Below are 21,358 nucleotides of genomic sequence, written 5' to 3' on the forward strand. Positions count from 1 at the left end.
GCTTGGGCGAGGTTGGGCCGACCACCGCCTCTGGCACCAAACTTTCCGGCAACTTGGGCAATAAATTTCCCGGCATTAAGGCCCCGTTGGACGATGGCGGGACTGAAGGCGACGACGAGGGTGACTTTGCCCGCATCCCTGGTGGCGAGGACGACGGCACCGCCAATCTTCTGGGCCAACCGCTCGGCGGCACTCTTGAGGGCGTCGGGTTGGGCGGGGGGCACTTCAGCGACTACGGTTTTGAATTCACCCAGGGCGACAGCTTGGTTGGCGAGGGCGAGGACGCGGAGGGTAGCGAGTTCGGTCTGGGTCTGTTCGAGTTCGCGTTGGGTGCGCCGTAGTTCCTGTTGGAGGCCGACAATCCGGGCGGGGACTTCTTCGACAGTGACTTTAAACTCGTTGCTGAGTTGGCGGGTAATCTTATCGCGGACTTTCAGGTAATCAGCGGTACTCGGCCCAGCCACCGCTTCAATCCGGCGCACTCCGGCGGCAACCCCAGTCTCGCCCAGGATCTTGAAGAGACCAATTTCACTGGTGTTGTGGACATGGATACCGCCGCAGAGTTCCATACTCACATTAGCTACATCAATGACCCGCACTTCCGCTCCGTACTTCTCGCCAAACATTGCCACCGCGCCCCGTGCTTTGGCCTCAGCGATGGGCAAGACCTCAATGGTGAGGGGATGGGCTTCACTGACCCAACGGTTAACTAAGGTCTCGACTTGCTCCACTTCGTCTTCCGTCAAGGACCGTGGGCAATTAAAGTCAAAGCGCAAACGGTCAAAGGCGACCAAGGAACCGGCCTGGGTGATATTGGGGTCCACCAGTTGCTTGAGGGCCGACTGCAAGAGGTGGGTGGCGGTGTGGTGGGCGCGGGCGCGGCGGCGCAGGTCTTCGTCTACTTGAGCCTGGACTGTATCCCCGACTTGGAGGGTGCCCGTCTCGACTTCGCCGTGGTGCAAGTAAATATCGCCTTGTTTCTGGACATCCAGGACCCGGACCCGCGCTGTCGCGGTGGCGAGATAGCCCCGGTCTCCGACTTGGCCCCCAGACTCAGCGTAAAAAGGTGAACTATTGAGGACGACTTTAACTTCATCGCCCGCTGCGACCTGCTCAACTAGTTGTTGGGCGACAAAGAGAGCCACGACGGTCCCGCTGCCCTGGGTATGCAAGTAGCCAAGAAATTCAGTTTGAGCAATCTCACTGAGTTCCTGACCGCCCTGCTGCGTCAAGTCGAGGGTCTGGTGGGCGGACTTGGCCCGGACCTGCTGCCGCTCCATCTCCTGGTGGTAGCCTGCTTGGTCCACGGCGACCCCCTGCTCGTTTGCCACTTCCTCTGTCAGTTCGAGGGGGAAGCCGTAGGTGTCGTAGAGCATGAACGCTTCAGCCCCGGTAATCATGGGCGGATGTTTAGCAAGAATGCGCTCTAGCAAACGTTCACCCGTTTCCAGGGTGCGCCGAAACTGCTGTTCTTCGACACGGAGGACCTGCTCGATCCAGGCTTGTTTGGTAGTGAGTTGGGGATAGGTCTTGTTGTAAAGCTGAATGACAGTCTGGGCCACAACGGGCGTAAAAGGTTCTTTAATGCCCAAGAGCCGCCCGTGACGGATCGCGCGGCGAATCAGACGACGCAACACATAGCCACGGCCCAGATTGGCGGGCGTAACCCCATCGGCAATGAGATGGCTCACGGCGCGGAGGTGGTCAGCGATGATTTTGAGGGAGCGTTTTTCTTCGTCCGTCGCTGCGGGATAAATCAGATTAGCCAGGGTAGCCGTGGTCTCAATCAGAGGGTAAACCAAGTCCGTTTCATAGTTATTAGGTACCTGTTGGAGGACTTGAGCTAAACGTTCTAGTCCCAGCCCGGTATCAATATTCTGTTGCGCTAGAGGAGTCAGGACACCAACGCTATCTCGGTTGTACTGCATAAAAACGAGATTATAAATTTCCAGAAAACGAGTGTCATCATCCAGGTCAATCCCTTGCTCGCCAAGCTCAGGATGAAAATCATAATAAATCTCCGAACAAGGACCACAAGGCCCCGTAGGACCTGAAACCCAGAAGTTCGAGTCCGCCCCCATCCGTTGAATCCGGTGTTCCGGTATCCCGACAACATCGCGCCAGATCCCTAAAGCTTCGTCATCTTCCGTAAAGACGCTCACCCACAACCGTCCGGGGGGCAAGTGATAAACCGTTGTCAACAGTTCCCAGGCCCAAGTGATCGCTTCTTTTTTGAAGTAATCCCCAAAGGAGAAATTCCCCAACATCTCAAAAAATGTATGGTGGCGGGCCGTCCGGCCCACATTCTCGATATCGTTGGTGCGGACACACTTTTGGCTTGTGGTGGCGCGGGGTGCCGGGGGAGCTTCTTGGCCCAGGAAGACCGGTTTGAAGGGTAACATCCCGGCAATAGTCAACAGCACGGTCGGGTCCGCCGGAATTAAAGAAGCACTGGGTAATTCAACGTGCCCCCGCTCCCGATAAAAATCTAAAAAAGCACGGCGGATCTCAGGACCAGTGCGAAAAGGAAACATTACAGCCTGCCAACACTTTTCCTATTTTGGCTTAAGCGGCCCCCTAGCCCCCACTAGTGGGGGGACAAAGCCAACGCCAGTCATCAGTTCATTGACTGAAACTAGTCTTAGGCTCCGCTCCCCATTCGTGGGGCGGGGGGGCTGCTTAGCGGGTCAGGGTAAGACGTTGGGTCCCCTCACCTACGGTCTGAGCAACGACCCGGTGGCCTGTCACCTTGGCTTGGGCTAGGGTGCGGTTAATTACGTAACGCTGGTTGATGGCCTGGATGAGTCGGGTTTGATTGTGCTTGCGGGCCACACCCCAGAGGTCGCCGACCAGATTGAAGGTGCCATCGGGGTTACGGGTCCAGCCTAGGTCAAAACCGCCAGCTAGGACCGCCACAATCTCAGCCTGGAGACGCTGGCAATTCTCGCCCCGGACTTCGGTCTGGGTTTGCACCACAAGGCCCAAGTCACGCAGGGAGGTGATGAGAATTTCAGCGTCTGTCAGTCTGGTGGGCAACGAAGTAAAGTGAGACATCATTGGGCTCCGTCGCTTTAGCGAGATACAAGGCCCAACACATCGCGGACCACACTGTAACCCCCGAGGTCCCACAGCAAATAGGCAACAAAACCAATCATTGCAAAACGACCATTCCAAATCTCAGCTTGGGGTGTGAAACCAAAACGGAACTCGTTACGGTCATAGGCGGGGGCGATGGGATCAGCTTCAGTGGTGCGAGGCTTGGATTGCATGGTCGGCTCCTTGAGTTGTTGCACCAATCCTAAAGAATTGTTGCGCGGTTCCCTCTCTCTCGTTAGTGGGGGATATGTCTCTTCTTGGAGCAGATTAGGGCTCGGGTGAATATAGGTCTTTAGACTGGTTTCCTTGCACTTTAGCTAGGGTGAATGCAAGTAGTATCAAGGGAGCCATGGGCTCAAATCAAAAGGGCGAACGGACTTTGGGCTCTTTGTAATTTTTTTCGCGCAGCTTCTGTTTGACTTTTTGATAGTAGTTCCGCAAGAAAACTTCCACATCCATCAACTCAGCCGTGGGGATCTGGAAGCGGGCACAGGTCTCTGCCATGGGTACGCCGAAGTCCCGTCCATTGGCGACGACCTCCGCAAACTCAAAGAAATCGGCGGAATAGCGGAACCACTCGAAATATTTCATGGCTTGACGCAAAAAGCGCATGAAACTCAGAGGTAAGCGACTGATCCGGGGGCTTTGTTCGAGTCCGGCGAGTTCATCACAGAGGTCAATAATCTCGAAGGCCGTCCAGTAACGCGGTCCAGCAAGGCTATGAATCTGGTTCCATTGTTTGGGCATCGTCAGGGCCGCAACGTAGAACCGGGCGACATCTAGGGTGCTGACATAGGCAATTGGCGAAGACTCGCCCATGACTTGCACGGGTTTACGTTCGAGGACCGGAATTGCGTACTGGGAGACCAGACCTTGAATAAAGGCTCCTGGTCGAAAAATGATGTGATTCAAGCCCGACTGCTGTAGGTAGACTTCAATCTCCTGTTTCACTTGCATCAGCCTGACTTGGGGATACTGGTCGCACTGGAGGATCGAGGTAAAGATGACCAGCCCGACCCCAGCCGCCTTACAGCCATCAATGAGGCGACGATTACCCTGGTCATCCACTTCACGGATGGTATTTCCCTTGATGCCCGCCCCGGAACTCGCCGTGGTGATGACCGCTTCTACACCTTCTAGGGCGGCGGGGAGGTTATTAAGGTCGCGCAGGTCTCCCGTGAAGAGTCGGGCACCCCAGCCTTCGAGGAATTGGGCTTTTTCTCGGTCGCGGACGTAGCCGGTCACGCTATGGCCCTCGTCCAACAGGCGGCGGACGATCTGCCGACCCAAGGTCCCCGTACCCCCCACCATCAAAATGTTCATGTTTATGCCAGTTTCTTAAGAAAATATTACATCACTCCTCCCGTCCGTGCCACCGCCCTAGCCCTGGGTGAGTTGCCGTTGGGCGCGTTGGAGGATCTCGCGTTCGGTCTGAAAAGTAATCTTGGTTAGGGCTTCAGTCAGTGGCACCCAGACCACCTCAGTCATCTCATGGTCATGGTCGGCGAAATCTCCACCCACGGGCGTCATCAAGTAGTAGTGGACCTGCTTGTGGACAGCCTGTTTATGCAGTTGGTACCAATACTCGACGTAGCCCAGACTGCACTGCATCTCGACAAGGAGTCCCGTCTCCTCCCGCACTTCGCGCAAGGCTGTCTCCAGCAGGGTCTCACCAGGGTCTTGATGGCCCTTGGGGAGTGCCCAGCGGCCCGGTTCACGGACGGGAACAACTAAAACAACAGCAAAATCAGGGGATTGGGGGCGATAGACCACCCCACCAGCAGCCAACACGGTCATGAATTTTCCTGCAACTAGTTAAATCCTACCTAAATGTTGCGACCGTAGAAGCGCGTGGTATACAGCTTAGGAAGTTTAGGAAGCTATTAAAAAATTTATATGTTTGCGATAATTTGGATGTTTTTAATGAGTAATTAGACTCATATCAATAACTCTAAGTTTTATATCGAATACCTTCACCGATGAATGATCTCCAGCATAATTGTTGTATCAAGTTTGCGTGGAAGAGCCAGAAGACTTGATAGTTTTTTGACCCAATCTTAGGAGGATCTATGTCTGGAACGCGTGTTGAATTAAGGCCGCATGTGCTACATCCTGATACCTGCACCGTCAGTGTTTACCAAGACAATGTCCTCGTCTATACCCGTGTCCAACCCCGCGCGCAGGCCGTCAAAATGGCGGAGGGCATGGGCGAGCAGGGCTGCGCTGTGTGTTGGAATGGGGACTCTGGTGCCCCCTACCGCGATTGGCGTAAAGTCCACGCTTGAAGCTGCTGGCTGCGCTAGGATCGAAAGGTCCATCTAGGAATCGCCTGGTGCAGCTACTTCTTCATGACCCCGCCCGTCTGAGCGAACGTATGGCAAACCTCCCGACGAGTCCAGGGATTTACCAGATGCGGACCCCCACTGGGGAGTTGCTCTACGTGGGCAAGGCGAAAAACCTCCGTAACCGGGTCCGCAGTTACTTCCAGCCCGGTCAACAACTCTCGCCCCGAATTCAGGTGATGGTCCAGCAGGTCGGGGATGTAGAGTTGATTGTTACTGATACCGAAGCTGAGGCTCTGACCCTCGAAGAAACGTTAATTAAGCGTCTCCAGCCGCGCTATAACGTCTTACTCAAAGATGATAAACAGTACCCTTCAATTTGTATCACTTGGTCAGAGGAATATCCGCGCCTATTCGTCACGCGGCCCCGTGGTTACCGCAACCCCAAGGATAAATATTTTGGTCCCTACGTGGATGCGGGGGCGGCGCACCAAATGGTTGGTTTCCTTAAGCGCAACTTCTCCCTACGTCAGCGCGGGACGGTGCTTTTTAAAGACCGCCCCTGCATCAACTATGACCTTGGTCGCTGTCCTGGGGTCTGTCAACGGCTGGTCTCCCCAGCGGACTATCGCCAGACCATGCAAGCGGTGCAGTGGGTCTTGCAGGGCCGGGTCCAGGAATTAGTAACGAGCTTGAGTACCCAAATGGCAGAGTCCGCCGCCTTGATGGAGTTTGAGCGGGCGGCCCGGTTGCGCGACCAAATCCAGAACCTAGAGGCCCTGACGGAGAAGCAGAAGCTCGCCATCCCCGACGCGGAGGTGAACCGCGATGCCTTGGCGGTGGCGATGGATGCTCACCGGGGCTGTGTCCAACTCTTCCAGGTGCGGGCGGGTCGCTTAATTGGGCGGTTGGGATTCTCCTTTCAGAACCATGGCGATGACCCGGCAACCCTGATCCAAAGTGTGATCCAGGAACACTATCAAACTCTCAGTAATGAGGAGATTCCTGGTGAAATTCTCGTCTCCCACCTACTCCCAGACTTGGAACTGTTAGAGGACTGGTTACGGAGTAAGCGCGGCAGAGTCGTCGAGATCCAACACCCCCAACGCCAGACTAAGGCCGAGTTGATTGAACTGGTCAGCCGCAACGCCCAAGTCGAGCTAGAGCGGATGGCCCGCGCTTCGCAGGTGGGGTCCGAGGGTCTGGTCCGTCTGACGCAAGCTCTGGAACTGCCCTCTTTACCCCAGCGCATTGAGTGTTATGACATCTCGCATATCCAGGGCACGGACACGGTGGCTTCGCGGGTGGTCTTTGTGGATGGTAAGCCCGCCAAGGAACACTACCGCAAATACAAGATCCGCGACCCTAAAGTGGTAGCGGGTGCCCCCGATGACTTTGCTTCCATGGCAGAGGTGATCCGCAGGCGGTTTACAGGCAAGGACCCCCTCCCTGACCTCGTGGTGATTGATGGCGGGAAAGGGCAACTCAGTGCCAGTTATGCCGTGCTAGAGGAACTGGGGCTAGAAGACCTACCGGTGATTGGGCTTGCCAAGCGACTTGAAGAGATTTTCCGTCCTGGTAGCTCTCGGTCTTTGCAACTGGACCTCAGTGACTCGGCCTTACGCTTGTTGCAACAGGTCCGCGACGAGGCCCACCGTTTCGCCATCACCTTCCACCGCGACCTGCGCGGCAAACGGATGACTCGTTCGGTATTGGCTGACATCCCTGGTCTGGGTCCCGCCCGTCAAAAGAAACTTATCGAACACTTTGGCTCCCTCCGCAAACTCCAGGAAGCTTCGGTCTCCGAGATTGCCACCGTCCCCGGTATCAGTATCCAACTCGCCACAACTGTCCATCAGTTCTTACGTGAGGGTGTATTGACCTAACAAGCCCTTCTGCCTCATGCGTGGGAAGACCAAGGCAGAAGAGCGTGGATAGTGGCTAGCGAATAGCTAGTGAGGGATAGAGATTAGGGAGAGACACTGCCGAGGGAAACCCCTACCTCAAGCCCGACACCATTCATTAACCAGATTGCATTATCCCCAGTGATAAAGTTCCGCCAGATTAGATCCGGTTGGTTGTCGCCATCAAAATCTCCCGACCCAATCATTTGCCAATTGGTATCCGGTAGAGCGGGTAGTAAAACTCCTTGAATCAAGACCGTCTGATTCATGTACCACACCGCATTATCCGTGGTAATGAGATTGCGCCACAGGATGTCCACCGCCGCGTCACCATTGAAACTCCCGCCCCGAGACGTTGGCCCAGGCGACACCATTTGCCAAGCCAGATCAATCGGCCCTAGGTCGGCGGCTCCGTTGTAGGCAACCCCATTCATCACCCAAATTGCATTCTGACTGGTGGTGTAGTTGCGCCAGAGCAGGTCGGGTTGCCCGTCGCCACTGTAGTCCGCCGCTCCAATCAGTTGCCAGGTGAAGTCTGTAACCGTATCGATGGGAAAGCCTGTTATAAAGTTCGTCCCGTCCATCTGCCAGAGCGCGTTTTCACCTGTGGCATAGTTGCGCCAGAGCAGGTCAAGTTTACCGTCCTGGGTCATATCCGCCGCACCGACCAACTGCCAAGTCAGATCTGTCACACTGCCCAACAAAACCGACGAGGAAAAGCTGGTGCCATTCATCAACCAGATGGCATTCTCCCCCGTGGTGTAGTTACGCCAGATGAGGTCTGACTGTCCATCGGCGTTGAAGTCTCCAGCATTGACCAGTTGCCAACCCGCCGCCCGGATTGCGTAGGGGGTGACGCGGTAGCCACTCTTACTGGTAGTACCGCTGGTCGTGGTAACGGCAATAGCCCCACTGGTGGCCCCCGTCGGAACGATGAGGGTGATTTGAGTAGCGGAGTTGATGGTAAAGGCGGCAGTAGTCCCATTAAGCGTAACGCTGGTGACTCCGGTGAAGTTGGTCCCAGTAAGGGTAACGCGGGTAGTCGGGGGTCCTACCGTGGGGAAGAAGCTACTAATCGTTGTCGGCACCGGCAAGATCAAGGTGAAAATGCCGCCTACAGCCGTGCCGCTTGGCGTTGTAACGGTAAGCTCGCCTGTCGTGGCTCCGTTCGGAACTGTCGCGGTGATCTGGGTAGGGGAGTTAACCGCAAAACTAGTCGCATTAGCCGTACCGAACTTTACGGCTGTCGCTCCGGCGAGATTAGTGCCGGTAATAACCACAGAAGTTCCCACGGCACCACTCGTTGGCGTGAAGCTGCTGATAGTCGGTAGCGAACTCGGGAAAATTACGGTGAAAGAACCGCCTATAGCTGTGCCTCCTGGAGTTGTAACGCTGACTGCTCCTGTCGTTGCGCCGATTGGAACCGTGACCGTAATTTGAGTGGGCAAGTTGACGACAAAACTAGTCGCATTAGTGACATTGAACTTAACTGTCGTCACCCCAGTGAAATTGGTGCCAGTAATAACCACAGAGGTTCCAACCTCGCCAGTCATCGGTGTGACACTAGTAATCGTCGGAACCGCTGCTATAACTTCACTTAGCCGAAACACCGTGCCATAACCAGAACTGCCACCACCAATGGTAGTGCCATAGAAGTTATTATCAGTGCTCTGTACCAAGCCAGCGTAGGGATTGTAACCAGTGGCATTGTTGAAGTTAATCAGGGTTGTGAGCGTACCACTAGCCGTGACCCGAAATACCGTACCGCAGCTATCAAAGCTGCCAATGAGCGAGTCAAAGCAATTAGTTGAACTGCCGCCATAGATCGTCGTACCATAAAAGTTACCGTCACTCCCCTCAACCAATTCAGCATAGGGAACATCACCATTGGTACCATTGAAGTTAACCAAGGTGGTGAGGGTGCCACTAGCCGTCATCCGAAACACCGTCCCTAAGCCATGACTGCCGCCCCCAACAGTCGTACTGTAGAAGTTGCCATCAGTGCCTTGGATCAAGGCGGCAGTGGGAAAAGCTCCATTGGTGAAGTCAAAGCTAACCAGGGTCGTGAGCGTACCACTAGCCGTGACCCGAAATACCGTACCGTAATTGAAGTTGCCTCCTTCAGCCGTGGTGCCGTAGAAGTTGCTGTCACTGCCTTGTACCAAGCTAGCTTGAGGGGAGCTGCCGTTAGTGCTATTAAACCGGACTAACGTGGTGAGGCTACCACTGGGAGTCATCCGAAATACCGTGCCACAGCCAAAATCGGGACAAGTTGCGGTTGAGGTACTATCACTAGAAGTCATGCCATAGAAGTTACCATCTGTGCCCTGCACTAATCCACCCGTCGGATAGGTACCATTATTGCCGTTGAAGTTAACTAGGGTAGTGAGGCTACCACTGGGGGTCATCCGAAATACCGTACCCCCGATCGAATTGCTCCCGCTGAAGGTTGTGCCATAGAAATTACCATCGCTACCCTGCACCAATCCAGCCAAGGGAAAGGCTCCATTGGCCCCATTAAAATTGATTAGGGTAGTGATAGTACCACCGGGGGTCATCCGAAATACTGTGCCACAGCCAACAACCGTTCTAGCCGAGTTGACGCAAATGGTTGCATTACCTCCTTGGCTGGTTGTGCCATAGAAGTTACCATCCGTACCCTGTACCAATTTGGCTAAAGGATAGGTCCCATTGGTGTAATTAAAGTTTACTAGGGTGGTGAGCGTCTGGGCCGGGACTTTCTGAACCAGAGAACCGAGCATTACCAGCACGAGCGCAAGTAAACGAAAAGTAGAAGTAGCTACTGAGCAAGACCTATTTCTCACCGGGGTTTTAGTGGGTGCAGGGGCTTGGACTAATTGCCTGAGGGATACCGAACTGTTGTGGGTGTACATGGTAAGGTCCTTGATGGCGAATGACATGGCATCCACCTTAGTAGTTACCAGTAACGATACAGCCAGAATGCTGTTTCACATGTCGCCTGGACGACAACGCGCTTATCTTTAATCTTGGGGGACTGCCATCTCCCCCAGCCAAGCTCTGAGCCTAGTCCCCCGCGTCAAAAGCCTTAGCCAATGAACTATGGTGGAAACCGCTCTTAGTTGAGAATGCCAACCAACAAGCCTGCTGTACGGGTCCCCTGGTCACAGTGTTGGGTAAGGCCATCTACCGCTGGCAAGGTAAGGAAACGATGAGTCAGCCCGCGAGCAGTATACCGATACTTACGTGCAGATTGGCGGGTCCTGGCAACGGGTCAGTTCCCATTCGTCCTGTCTTGAGGGCCGTTGTACCTAGCCCGATCGGGCTGAGGGAGCCAGACTTGCTTGATTCTTGTCTATCAACTGGGTCATGACTACGATGTTTTACTTTTATCGGTCGCCTGAATAACTACACAGAGCCCTTGTCCAGCCTACGTCAATGACTAAACACATCGTCATACCCTAAGAGATCTAGCTCAACCAAGGTACTGAGGTGATTGAAGCAGCGTTCAGCTAGGGCAAGTCGGCCCTCGCGGTGGAGCATTTGTTTGAGTTTTAGGTAGGCCGGGATGAGATAGCGCACATCATTCCCGGCATAGCGCAACTGCGACTCCGAAAGCTCCCCCACGGCTCCCCAATCTGAACTTTGCGCCGTTTTATCTAGCTCGACCCCCACCAATTCCTGCACCACTTCCTTGAGACCATGACGGGGACTATAGGTGCGGGCGAGTTTACTGGCGATCTTGGTACAAAAAACGGCCCGCGTCTCAATCCCTAAGTGATAGCGCAACATCCCGACATCAAACCGCGCATAGTGAAAAATCTTAACTAAATCCGCCGCCTCAAGAAGCGTTTGTAAGTGGGGAGCCGCCGTCATCCCCTGCGCCAATCGGATCAAGGAAACCCGTCCCTGTTCATCCCCCACCTGTACCAAACAGAGCCGGTCACGTCGGGGTACTAGCCCCATCGTCTCCGTATCTACAGCCAAAACTCCGCAGTCCTGGTAGGTCTGGAGGGCCACTAGCGAGAGGTCGTTATCAAAAACCTGAAAATTGTCGAGCATCCCCCACATATACCACAGGGTCAGGGGGGATACTGACTAAGGAATCCTTGGAGTTGCCCCATGTCGCGCACACCTTCTGAATTTGCCATGCACATCTACCTCAGTGGCGGGAGTGAACAAACTGTCCGGATGACTCAATACAAAGACATCAATGACATCGTGCAACAGGTCTTCATGCAACCCAGCACAGGGAATGACTACATCAACATCCCGATGCCCCTCGAAGGTGAGTATATGATTGTCCGTCCCAGTTGTATCGCCGCCATCCACGTCGAGCCTTTATTTGGGAGCAGTCTTGACTATTGACGCTAGGCTCCCCCCAACACAATCAGCGTCCCAAAAGTCACGCCATTAAAAAGTAAATGAATCAGAATCGGTACGGCGAGGTTACGGGTTTGGTGGTAGGCATAGGCCAAGACCACCCCTAGGACTGAGAGGGGCAACAGTTCCGCCGCACTGCCATGGATCGCGCCGAAGACCAGCCCAGAGAGGAGCATGGCCTGGGGAATGGATAAAACGGTCGTCAGACTAGTAAAAAGCAATCCCCGAAACAGGATCTCCTCAAAAACTGGAGCCAGGATGGTCACGGTAACCAAGAATATTGCTTGAGCCAACAGATTCTCCGCACCCAGGATCTCCGTCAGGGTCTGGTTGCCGCCTCCACGGTCCCCCACTAGGGTCTGTGTCAAAGCCGCCGCCCCAAAGACTAAGGGCAACGAAGCAACATAAGCTCCCCCCGCCCAAGACAGTCCCTGCCCGTGGACCCGGAAAGGTTCACTAAGGGGATATAACCGCCAAATCCGATACCACAACAACCCCAACCCCGCCCCCATGCCCAACAGGTAGCCCAGAGCACCTGTGAAAGCACTCGCCAAGTCCGGCGGGGTCACCCAGCGTTGGATCGGTCCCACCAAAGCCATCACGATGAAAGGTAGCCCCAATAGAAATACCGTGAGCCACCCCGCTACCACCCAGACCGCATCGGTCACCGTCCAAGGCACTACCCAGGGTTTTCCCCAACTACGCTTCCCGCTCTGCCACTGGAGGGCCTCGCGGATTAAGAAGACCACGCCACTGAGCACCAACACCGACTGCAAACTCGTCAAGACCAGCAAACGGTACAACGTAACCCGCGCTTGCGCTTGGACTCCAGCTAAGAAGGAACCCGTATCCCGTCCCCCCAGGCGGTAGAGCCGCTGTAAGCCCACCTGCTGGTACCAACCCGTCAAGGTCTGTTGCAACACTGCTTCACCCGTGGGCGAAAAGACTGGAGGTTCACGGTAGAGACCCGTCAGGACTTGGCCCCCCGTGCCCGCCTCTTGCCACAACTGTAAAGCCCGCGCCCGCAGCCCCGTCTCGGCATACAAAAGACCCAACTTCAGGCGTAAAGCAGCTAGGCCAGGGGTTGCTGGTGGAGTCTTCTCGTAAACCTCAGCATAGTTATCACGGGTTTCAGCCAGGACATCCGGTGGCAAAAACCCCGCCACCACAGGACCAAGGGCGGGGTCTTTCTCTAGCCAGAGCAGTTCTAGCTGTAGGTCTTCGGCGGACAGGGCAAGGAGATTCTGGCGGGCGGGTTGGGTGAGCGTCCCGATAATCGCCGTCAAGATGAGCGACGCTAAACAGAGGACCCAGACGGTCAACAACGAAAAACGGGGCATCGCTCACCTGGGTTGGATGGCTCTATTTTACTTTTCGTTCCTTCCACAATCAGGTCTCGGGCAAAACGAATGGCCTTAACTAGATTTGATTTACCCGCACCGTTAGCTCCATAGATTGCGGCTGTCCTTAGTAAATGCCGTTCTTTCCCAGCCCCATCTGTCACTAAGTGCTCCTGTTGCTGCTGGTCGCCCTTTGCCGCCAAGAGGCGGAAGGTGGTTTCTTCCTTGAAAGATAGGAAGTTTGCGACGGTGAATTGTGCAAGCACAGGGTTTTTAGGTGAAGTGACTTAATGTTTAAGAACATCTCTTTTTTGAACCTAAAGCACCTTTCTGGAGAAAAGATCTCTCAAAATACATCTAAAATGTGAAAACCTGGATTAAAGATGATCCTTAATGAGCATAAAAAAAGGGACCTTATTGAAGGCCCCATCAAATTCGTTAAGTAATTTACCAAAGACCCAAGGTCAAGGACTTGCTTACGTCATGGACCGTAGCCCCGGCACCCAACCAGAGGGTCACGAGCGTACCCACCAAGAATACGGTCATGGCGACCGGACGGCGGAAGGGGTTACGGAATTTGTTGACATTCTCAATGAAGGGAACTGCCATGAGGATACCCAAGGGCAGACCCGCCATCAAAACGACCCCGAGTAGTTTGTTGGGGACGACCCGGAGGATCTGGTACACCGGGTAGAAGTACCACTCGGGCAAGATGGGGTTGAGGGTGTTGAAGGGGTCGGCATGTTCACCAATTTTGGCGGGGTCGAGAATTGCCAAGCCGATGATGCTGGCAATCGTCCCGAAGATAACTACCCCGAAAATCAGCGCGTCGTTGGGCCAAAAGGGTTCCCCGTATTTGTTGTGGCCCATGTCCTGTTCAAGGAGTGCCACGAATTCTGGGTCTTGTAAGTCAGGCTTCTTTAGCACCATGGCAATTATCTCCTAGCTTGAGTGGACATTTACAGGGGACCGGAGATGCCCTGTTTCCGAATCATCAAGAAGTGTAGCAGCATGAAGACAGCGGTTAACCAGGGCAACAAGAAGGTGTGGGCACTGTAGAAACGGGTCAAGGTCTCTTGACCAATCCCAGGACCACCCTGGAGCAGACCCACCACTGTTGGACCCACCACCGGAATTGCACCGGGTACGGCGGTCACGATACTCGCGGCCCAATAACCAACTTGGTCCCAGGGCAAGGTGTAACCCGTCACCCCGAAACTCACCGTCAGACCCGCCAGAGCTACCCCAGTCACCCAGGTCAGTTCGCGGGGCTTCTTGAAACCGCCGGTCAGATAAACACGAAAAACGTGGAGAATCATGGCAAGGACCATCATGGACGCGCTCCAGCGGTGGATCGAGCGGATGAGCCACCCGAAGCTGACCGTGTTCATAATGTATTCAACGGAAGTGAACGCTTCTGCCACTGTGGGACGATAATAAAACGTCATGGCGAAGCCGGTCGCAAATTGCAGTAAAAAGCAGATGAGAGTAACACCGCCCAGGCAATAAAAAATATTGACGTGGGGAGGGACATACTTAGTGGTAATGTCATCCGCAATCGCCTGAATCTCTAACCGCTCCTGGAACCAATCGTAAACTTTGCTCATGGCAATCCCTCAGCTTCGCTGAGCAGTTCAACACCTAGCAATTTAACACACGGGTCGGGGATCGGGTCAGGGATTGTTAAGTATTTTTTCGCGACCATTAATTATCCATGAAGCTCACCACCCGTGGTCACTACAGCGTCAAAGCCTTACTGGACCTGCTGATCCATCCCTCCGCTGCCCCCACCCCCCAACGGCTCATCAGCCAACGCCAAGCTATCCCCCAGCCCTACCTGGAGCAACTTCTCATGAAGTTACGTAAAGCAGGTTTAGTCCAGACTGTGCGTGGTCCCCAGGGCGGCTACCGACTAGCCCGGGCCCCCCAGGAGATTACCTTGGGGGCAATCCTCCGCGCGGTCGGGGAGCATCAGGCCCTCGTGGACAAGTGGACTCCTGACCCGACCACAAGTTCAGATTGGGTGGCTTTAGCTTTATGGCGGAGGTTAGGGGCACAGATGGCCCAAGCTCTAGAGCAAGTCACCCTTCAAGACCTGTACCATGATGCCCGTAGCCATCAAGCCGCCCAAGGCAAGGACACGGATTTCATCATCTGAAGCTCCTCAGCCTCCCCAGGCGGAGAAACTCTGGCTGAGGGCCGGAACCAAGGTTTCCTGGAGGCCCAGACGGTCCATTAGTTGTTGCTCTTGGGGTAGGGCTTCTAAGGACTCTTCTTCTTGGAGTCGGATCTCTGAACAGAAGGTTGTCATACTCAAGCCGCCCCAACGTTTGAGCGAACTACACCGGAAACGGACATTCGCTCCGGTGAACCAAAACCGCTCCTCGGACTCCGTGTCGTTATAGCAGGTGGTGAGCATCAGCACATTCCCCGGTTCAATTTGGTAACGTCCAGCAACCGGGACAACCTCGGCATAACCCAAATCCCGCAAGAGCATTCCGGTGGTTCCCGCAGCAGCATCAGAGACCGGGACCATCAAAGAGCGACCATCATGGTTATTGTTATCGCCTTGCAGGGCACCGCGCCAAGTCACTAACGCACCCCCACTGGCTCGCTCGGGGGCTATTTGGTGTAGTTCGCAGAGGGCAATAACCGTTGGCTCTGTTGCGGGTAAACAGGTGATGGTGATCTCAGAATGACCCTTTTCCTGCCGACGAAACGCCAGATGATGACTGACTCTCCGGGAATACCAGCGGCCCGCGCACTGCTCAAAAAATTCCATCGCTGACATGGGTATTCCTCCAAAAATACGCGCCTGGCAGGATTTGAACCTGCGACCGACCGCTTAGAAGGCGGTTGCTCTATCCCCTGAGCTACAAGCGCACCGACTCCAGTGTATATTCCTGGGCAGTTTAGCGGCGGTCTCTAAACGGTAGGCGTTTGGGGGTGAATACAGTAGGCTAAGGAGTGCTGTCGTCGGGGGAGCAATGGGTAATCAAGCAGACCGTTTCGGGGATGGTCTGGCGGTGGGTGTCCTCATCGGCAGTGTGATTGGCGGGGTGGTCGGAGCGTTGATAACCAGTCAGGTCCAGCGTCAAGCTAAACCCATGGCGGTGCAAGAGACCTTAGAAGAAGTCCAGAAAAATACCGAGCAGGTCCTGGGTGATGCCCGCCGCAGTCTTGAAGAGAAAATAACCCAACTCAACGAGGCCATTGAGACGGCACGGCAGCGGCTGACCTCCCTGGAGGATGTCCGGTCCCCAGATTAGTCGTTCTTGAATTATCCTGGGAGTAGGACCTGAATGCGGGGATGATGCAACGATGGATGTGATCGTTAATTCTTTTGTCAACTTTCTGCAAATTTATTCGTACATCCTCATCGGGCGGATCTTGCTGACTTGGTTTCCCAACATTGATTGGTTCCAGCAGCCTTGGGCTACGATTTCCCAGTTAACGGACCCTTATTTGGATATTTTTCGTCGGTTTATTCCGCCCCTGGCTGGGATTGACTTCTCGCCTATTGTCGCAATTCTGTTGTTGAATGTAGCGCAAGCCGTGGCGCAGTCGGCCTTGGGAGCATTGGTTTAGTGCTGCGTTTGGTCTCGTTGCTGCCCAGCTTAACCGAAGCCTTATGTGCCTTGGGATTAGTGGACGAACTGGTGGGGATCACCCATGAATGTGATTACCCACCCGCAATTCAGACCAAGACGGTGGTGACCACGACGACTCTGGCTCATGACCTGACCAGTTTAGAAATAGAAGAACAGGTCCAACGGCAGGTTCAGCAGGAGGCTAGTCTCTACGGGCTTGACTTTGCTGCATTGCAACGACTCCAGCCCGATATCATCTTCACCCAGGGTCTCTGTGAGGTCTGTGCGGTCTCTGAAACTTTAGTCCACGCCCTTGCTGCGAAACTAGACCCTGTACCGAAAGTGGTGGCGATTTCACCGACGAGTCTGGCAGAAGTCCTCACGAGCATTGAGACCATTGGACGGGCAACTGGTCGCGGGCTGATGGCCCAAGCTTTACTACAACAGGCCCAAGCACGTATTGAGTCTGTAGTTATGGGGGCTAGGGATTTAGCGCGGCCTCGTGTTTTCGGGTTGGAATGGCTAGACCCGCCCTATGCCAGTGGACATTGGTTCCCGGAACTAGTTACTAAGGCCGGGGGAACACCCTGGGGGGTCGCTGGTCAGCCTTCGCAACGGGCCCACTGGGACGAGATCGCCGAATTTGCGCCGGAAGTACTGGTTATTTTGCCCTGTGGATTCTCCATGGAACGCACGTGGTCAGAGGTCGCGATTTTACGTAGTCAGCCCCACTGGTCTACCCTCCCGGCTGTCCGTCAGAACCGCGTCTGGGTCGTGGATGGCAACAGTTATTTCAACCGCCCCGGCCCGCGCTTGGTGGACTCTTTAGAGATCTTGGCGCAGATTATCCATCCCCAACCCTTCGCGGGACTCGCTAAGCAAGGGTTTCAGCACTGGGCGACAGCGGGCATGGCCTAGGAGATGCAGGATGGGGACGATGGGCTGGGTATTGTTGATATTGCTTTGGTGGGGCGGGGGTCCGGTAGCGGGGGCGGTACCCAACGCAGGTACCGCCCGTTTGGTGGGACAGGTGGTGGATGAGACGGGCAAACCCGTCCCCGGTGTCCAAGTGCAGTTAGGTACCCTCAGCACCCAGACTGATGCCAGCGGTACCTACACCTTAGAGAAACTGCGGAGTGCTCATTGGGAAATCACGCTCCAGCACCCCCAGTATCGTCCCCTCCAAGCCAAAGTCTGGCTCCAGGAAGGGTTGACAGCGGCTCTTGATGCTACGCTCGTTACGCCCGTCCAACCCCAGCCGCAGACTAAAGTGGGGTTAGTGGGGGTCGGCTCCTTGCCCAAGACCGACCTGTTGGCGCAACGGTTTGCCGAGGATTTGGTCCGGCTCAAGGGGTTCCCGGCGGTGGAGCCTTTGATTTTTTTACCCCGTGCCGCAGTCCTGCCCGTGGTGGAGGTTTTGGGGCGGCCCTTGGCGGAGATTTTGGACCGCGACCGCCAGGACCCGCAGTTGGTGGCGGAGTTCTTCCGTTATTTGGGGGTCAAGGCCCTCGTTGTCACTCGCACCGACGCGCTGATCCAACCAGAATCCACTACCAACCAGACCCAACTCAAGTTCTGGAGCCGGGTCGAACTGTGGCAATTTCGCGCTGATACTTTGGAGATCCGTTATCTCGCTGTGGAGCGCACCGAAGAGAAAGCCGACCAACAACTCAATGAAGCCGAAGCCAATGCCATTCTCCAGATTCAGACCACTAAGCTCGCTAACCTAATTAGTCAGCGTTGGCAGGGGGAGCAGAGTCCCTGGCTGGCCTTCCTGGGCAATACCAAACCCGAACCGACTCCCCGACAAGTAAATACGACCCGTGTTGAAATTCAGCCCTAACTTAGCTGCGTAACTGCGGAAATTGCGTAGGAAATTTAGCGTGACTTTCTCGTATAGTCAAGGCATCCACCGGGTAGATCCCCATGAAAGCTTTTGCCCTTGCTACTGCTGCCCTAGTTACCCTGCTGCCCGTGTGGGGCCAGAGTTATCCCAGCTATCCCAGTGACCCGCTCTATGAAGCCCAACGCCGCAAGTACGAAGACTCCCTGCGGCAGACCCGTCGTCCGTCACCCACCACCCAACCCGAGGTCCGTATTCCTGTGACCGAGGACAAGGCCACCCTAGTTGCGGCAATCGGCACCCCAGTCCCCCTAGCTGACGACCGTACACCCGTCCGTCCCAAGGGCAATCTTTACCTCGCTTTCAGTGGTGGTATCGGGAACACCAACGACCTCACGATTAAATCAGGCATTCTGGGTCCTGTGGCTGACTTTACGACCGACACGACCAGTGCTTTCTCTGGGAATGCGGCGGTGGGCTACAGTTTCAACAATGGTTTCCGGGTGGAGGGTGAATACAGCTACCAACGCGCCGATGTTACCTTCATTACCCTACCGGGCGAACAAGTTGCCTACATTGACCAAGAGGGTAATGTCTACGGCTTTGGGGGAGTCCTGGGGGCGACGGGCAGTTTCTCTAGCCAATCCTTCCTGCTCAACACCTATTACGATTTCCCAATCACGAATCAGTTGCAGGTGTACCTGGGGCTCGGCGCGGGGATCGCTAACGTGGTGGCGACCAATATTGCTGCACCCTGTCCGGCCCTGTTTTTAGGAACAATCATCCCAGCCGGAACTACCGAACCCATCCCTGCCGCCCAGACCCTCTGCGGCGAGTTCACCGGGTCCTCCGTATTTGTCACGAGTAATAGTTTGGTGTTGGCCTATCAGGGCCGCGCTGGGGTGACCTATAACGTGAGTGATAACGTGGCCTTCAATCTGGGCTACCGTTACTTCGCCACTAGCCGCCCTAGCTTTCAGGACACCATGGGGGTTGCCTTTAGTACCAAGGGCGTGAACTACAATTCCGCCGAATTTGGGGTACGCTTTACCTTCTGATGAGTGCCAACCATGGGACTGGGATTGTGGTTACTCATGACAACGTTGGCCCAGTACCCCAGCTTGCCCGCTGACCCGCTCTATGAGCAGCAACGGCTGAAGTATTTGGCTTCTCTGGGGGGCACAACGGACTCAGTTAGGAAGGCGCGGTTGGTCGGACGGGTAACGGATGGTCAGGGGCTACCCTTGGGTGGGGTCGAGGTCCGGGTGGGGGATAGGATTATCCGTACCGGACCCAGCGGCAGTTACAGTCTGGCGGATCTACCGGGTCTGAATTTGGGGGTGGTGTTCACCCGGCCCGGTTATCGGTCCCAGGCCACAAAGGTCTGGCTCCAGTCAGATTTGACCACGGCTTTAAATACGACCTTGACCCCGCTCATTCAGCCCCAGCCCCAGGTTCGTGTGGGACTTGTGGCAGTGGGTTCGCTGAGTAAAACTGACCAACTGGCCCAGCGTTTAGCAGAGGACTTGGTGCGGCTCAAGGGATTCCCGCTCACTGCACCCTTGGTCTATTACGAACGCAATGATGTTCTGCCCGTGGTTGAGGTCCTAGAACGGCCCCTGGCAGAGATTTTAGACCGCGACCGTCCGGACCCCTCATTGGTGGCAGAATTCTTCCGTTATTTGGGGGTGAAAGTCTTGGTTGTTACTCGTAGCGACGCCCTGATCCGCCCCGACAGTTTTAGTTTAAATACCCGCTTAATGTCGCGGAGTCGCGTCGAGCTATGGCGGTTCAAAGACGATACGCTCCAGATCCAAGCCCTAGCTGAGGAGGGGACCGAGGAACAGGCCGACCGCAAGCTAAACCCCGCCGAGGCCGACCTCTTACTCCAGCTCCAGACTACCCGGCTTGCCCAACGAATGAGTGAACGCTGGCAAGGACCGACGAATCCCTGGCAAGAATATCTAGGCGACACCCGGCCCGAACCGACGGGACAGACCACTAGTACCAAAGTCGAGTTGATCCCCGCGCCCCAGCCCTAGACGGGGCATCTGCCAGTCACTACGCTGGAAACAGGTTTGGCGGCACCCGTGGACGAGCGCGCCTTTAAAACTTGGCTTTTGGCTTTCGGCCCCCTGGATGCGCTGGATTGGTTTCTGGTGGGGCTACTTTTGTACTGGGGTTTCCAACTGGTCCGGCGGACGCGGGCGGTCTGGCTGATCCGGGGTTTCTTAATCCTGGTCGGGGCCTATTTCTTGAGTTCTCTGGCCCGTCTGACGTTACTAAACCTGATCTTAGACAAGGTTCTGATTGGGGTAGCGGTGGCGATCCCGGTACTTTTTCAGCCGGAGTTACGCAAACTGTTGGAACAGTTGGGCCGAGGAGATTTCATTACCAACCTCCTGCCGACGGCTCAACCCAACCGCGAAGGTCCTTTAATCCTGGCTCTTTTGGAAGCAGTGCAGGAACTCTCGGAACAACGGGTCGGGGCCCTGATTGTCTTAGAAGGAGCCATCCTGGATGAGCGCACCCTCTCCGATACGGGGGTCCTGGTGAATGCAGAACTCTCCTGTGAACTGTTGGTCTCGCTCTTCATGCCGCGCACCCCGCTCCATGACGGGGCGGTAGTCATCCGGGAGGGCCGACTCTGGGCAGCGGGTGTGATCCTACCGATTGCCAATAAGGTTCCCTCCAAACAACTGGGCACCCGTCACCGGGCAGCGATTGGCCTGACGGAGGTGAGTGATAGCCATTGCATCGTCGTCTCCGAGGAAACGGGTTCAATTGCTTGGACGGAGGGAGGCAATATTCAACGTCCGCTCTCTCTGGAAGAACTCAAGGCCCGCTTGCTGAATACGGTCCCCATCACGCCTAAACCTTTACCCATGCCCGTCTGGATGAAAAAAGTCCTTTTTCCTGCCACGCCAGAGTGAGTCAAGTC

The 21,358-nt window shown here is 55.2% G+C and carries 23 protein-coding genes and 1 tRNA gene; 11 read left to right on the forward strand and 13 right to left on the reverse strand.

Annotated elements, in window-relative coordinates; translation table 11 throughout:
* The 5 genes from alaS to HFM78_RS13715 all read right to left on the reverse strand — a co-directional run.
* Positions 1–2,534 (reverse strand): alanine--tRNA ligase (gene alaS / locus HFM78_RS13695; RefSeq protein ID WP_287130011.1); only part of this gene is annotated, 2,534 nt, incomplete at its 3' end.
* A gap of 145 nt (positions 2,535–2,679) precedes the next feature.
* Positions 2,680–3,054, reverse strand: a complete 375-nt coding sequence (locus tag HFM78_RS13700; RefSeq protein ID WP_287130012.1) for a DUF1257 domain-containing protein — start codon at positions 3,052–3,054, stop codon at positions 2,680–2,682.
* Positions 3,055–3,071: 17 nt separating this feature from the next.
* Positions 3,072–3,269, reverse strand: coding sequence for a chlorophyll a/b-binding protein (locus HFM78_RS13705; RefSeq protein ID WP_287130013.1), 198 nt, complete (start codon positions 3,267–3,269; stop codon positions 3,072–3,074).
* A 187-nt stretch (positions 3,270–3,456) separates the two neighbouring features.
* Entirely contained in the window at positions 3,457–4,419 is a 963-nt protein-coding gene (locus tag HFM78_RS13710; RefSeq protein WP_287130014.1) for an NAD(P)H-binding protein, read from the reverse strand.
* A 57-nt stretch (positions 4,420–4,476) separates the two neighbouring features.
* Positions 4,477–4,893 carry an NUDIX hydrolase gene (locus HFM78_RS13715; RefSeq protein WP_287130015.1) on the reverse strand — a complete coding sequence of 139 codons (417 nt, stop codon included), beginning with the start codon at positions 4,891–4,893 and terminating at the stop codon, positions 4,477–4,479.
* Positions 4,894–5,165: 272 nt separating this feature from the next.
* Here HFM78_RS13715 and HFM78_RS13720 point away from each other — a divergent pair, with 272 nt between their 5' ends.
* Positions 5,166–5,381: a hypothetical protein gene (locus HFM78_RS13720; RefSeq protein WP_287130016.1), complete on the forward strand. Its 216-nt coding sequence runs from the start codon at positions 5,166–5,168 to the stop codon at positions 5,379–5,381.
* Between the two features lie 47 nt (positions 5,382–5,428).
* Positions 5,429–7,264 carry an excinuclease ABC subunit UvrC gene (gene uvrC, locus HFM78_RS13725; protein ID WP_287130017.1) on the forward strand — a complete coding sequence of 612 codons (1,836 nt, stop codon included), beginning with the start codon at positions 5,429–5,431 and terminating at the stop codon, positions 7,262–7,264.
* An 83-nt stretch (positions 7,265–7,347) separates the two neighbouring features.
* Here the strand turns inward: uvrC and HFM78_RS13730 are convergent, their stop codons facing one another.
* Positions 7,348–10,203 carry a choice-of-anchor tandem repeat GloVer-containing protein gene (locus tag HFM78_RS13730; protein WP_287130018.1) on the reverse strand — a complete coding sequence of 952 codons (2,856 nt, stop codon included), beginning with the start codon at positions 10,201–10,203 and terminating at the stop codon, positions 7,348–7,350.
* A gap of 493 nt (positions 10,204–10,696) precedes the next feature.
* Positions 10,697–11,323, reverse strand: coding sequence for a ribonuclease H-like domain-containing protein (locus HFM78_RS13735; RefSeq protein ID WP_287130019.1), 627 nt, complete (start codon positions 11,321–11,323; stop codon positions 10,697–10,699).
* 60 nt (positions 11,324–11,383) lie between these two features.
* Here HFM78_RS13735 and HFM78_RS13740 point away from each other — a divergent pair, with 60 nt between their 5' ends.
* On the forward strand, positions 11,384–11,629 hold the full coding sequence (locus HFM78_RS13740; RefSeq protein ID WP_287130020.1) for a hypothetical protein: 246 nt from the start codon (positions 11,384–11,386) through the stop codon (positions 11,627–11,629).
* A 2-nt stretch (positions 11,630–11,631) separates the two neighbouring features.
* Here HFM78_RS13740 and HFM78_RS13745 read toward each other — a convergent pair whose 3' ends face one another.
* The 4 genes from HFM78_RS13745 to petB all read right to left on the reverse strand — a co-directional run bounded on the left by HFM78_RS13745 (position 11,632) and on the right by petB (position 14,591).
* On the reverse strand, positions 11,632–12,984 hold the full coding sequence (locus HFM78_RS13745; protein ID WP_287130021.1) for a CPBP family intramembrane glutamic endopeptidase: 1,353 nt from the start codon (positions 12,982–12,984) through the stop codon (positions 11,632–11,634).
* On the reverse strand, positions 12,963–13,250 hold the full coding sequence (locus HFM78_RS16400) for an ATP/GTP-binding protein (RefSeq protein WP_396033121.1): 288 nt from the start codon (positions 13,248–13,250) through the stop codon (positions 12,963–12,965). The genes HFM78_RS13745 and HFM78_RS16400 overlap by 22 nt, the downstream gene beginning before the upstream one ends.
* A 181-nt stretch (positions 13,251–13,431) precedes the next feature.
* Positions 13,432–13,920, reverse strand: a complete 489-nt coding sequence (gene petD, locus HFM78_RS13750; protein WP_396033129.1) for a cytochrome b6-f complex subunit IV — start codon at positions 13,918–13,920, stop codon at positions 13,432–13,434.
* A gap of 23 nt (positions 13,921–13,943) precedes the next feature.
* Positions 13,944–14,591: a cytochrome b6 gene (gene petB / locus HFM78_RS13755; protein ID WP_287130023.1), complete on the reverse strand. Its 648-nt coding sequence runs from the start codon at positions 14,589–14,591 to the stop codon at positions 13,944–13,946.
* A gap of 107 nt (positions 14,592–14,698) precedes the next feature.
* On the opposite strand from petB, the gene HFM78_RS13760 reads away from it, so the two are divergent.
* Positions 14,699–15,142: an Rrf2 family transcriptional regulator gene (locus tag HFM78_RS13760; protein WP_287130024.1), complete on the forward strand. Its 444-nt coding sequence runs from the start codon at positions 14,699–14,701 to the stop codon at positions 15,140–15,142.
* A gap of 6 nt (positions 15,143–15,148) precedes the next feature.
* On the opposite strand, the gene HFM78_RS13765 is transcribed toward HFM78_RS13760, so the two are convergent.
* On the reverse strand, positions 15,149–15,775 hold the full coding sequence (locus HFM78_RS13765; protein WP_287130025.1) for a phycobiliprotein lyase: 627 nt from the start codon (positions 15,773–15,775) through the stop codon (positions 15,149–15,151).
* A gap of 19 nt (positions 15,776–15,794) precedes the next feature.
* Positions 15,795–15,867: transfer RNA gene (locus tag HFM78_RS13770), tRNA-Arg, on the reverse strand.
* A gap of 104 nt (positions 15,868–15,971) precedes the next feature.
* On the opposite strand from HFM78_RS13770, the gene HFM78_RS13775 reads away from it, so the two are divergent.
* The 7 genes from HFM78_RS13775 to cdaA all read left to right on the forward strand — a co-directional run bounded on the left by HFM78_RS13775 (position 15,972) and on the right by cdaA (position 21,350).
* A complete protein-coding gene (locus HFM78_RS13775) occupies positions 15,972–16,253 on the forward strand; it encodes a hypothetical protein (RefSeq protein ID WP_287130026.1) in 282 nt (93 codons plus the stop codon).
* Between the two features lie 52 nt (positions 16,254–16,305).
* A complete protein-coding gene (locus HFM78_RS13780; RefSeq protein ID WP_287130027.1) occupies positions 16,306–16,572 on the forward strand; it encodes a YggT family protein in 267 nt (88 codons plus the stop codon).
* Positions 16,572–17,492 (forward strand): ABC transporter substrate-binding protein, encoded by a 921-nt coding sequence (locus HFM78_RS13785; RefSeq protein ID WP_287130028.1) that lies wholly within the window; start codon positions 16,572–16,574, stop codon positions 17,490–17,492. The genes HFM78_RS13780 and HFM78_RS13785 overlap by 1 nt, the downstream gene beginning before the upstream one ends.
* Positions 17,493–17,502: 10 nt before the next feature.
* Entirely contained in the window at positions 17,503–18,417 is a 915-nt protein-coding gene (locus HFM78_RS13790; protein ID WP_287130029.1) for a carboxypeptidase-like regulatory domain-containing protein, read from the forward strand.
* An 83-nt stretch (positions 18,418–18,500) separates the two neighbouring features.
* Positions 18,501–19,475 carry an outer membrane protein gene (locus tag HFM78_RS13795; protein WP_287130030.1) on the forward strand — a complete coding sequence of 325 codons (975 nt, stop codon included), beginning with the start codon at positions 18,501–18,503 and terminating at the stop codon, positions 19,473–19,475.
* Positions 19,476–19,487: 12 nt separating this feature from the next.
* On the forward strand, positions 19,488–20,459 hold the full coding sequence (locus tag HFM78_RS13800; RefSeq protein ID WP_287130031.1) for a carboxypeptidase-like regulatory domain-containing protein: 972 nt from the start codon (positions 19,488–19,490) through the stop codon (positions 20,457–20,459).
* A 48-nt stretch (positions 20,460–20,507) separates the two neighbouring features.
* Positions 20,508–21,350: a diadenylate cyclase CdaA gene (gene cdaA, locus HFM78_RS13805; RefSeq protein ID WP_287130032.1), complete on the forward strand. Its 843-nt coding sequence runs from the start codon at positions 20,508–20,510 to the stop codon at positions 21,348–21,350.
* Positions 21,351–21,358 lie beyond the last annotated feature (8 nt).

The organism is Candidatus Cyanaurora vandensis, from assembly GCF_013285555.1.
Classification (GTDB): domain Bacteria; phylum Cyanobacteriota; class Cyanobacteriia; order Gloeobacterales; family Anthocerotibacteraceae; genus Cyanaurora; species Cyanaurora vandensis.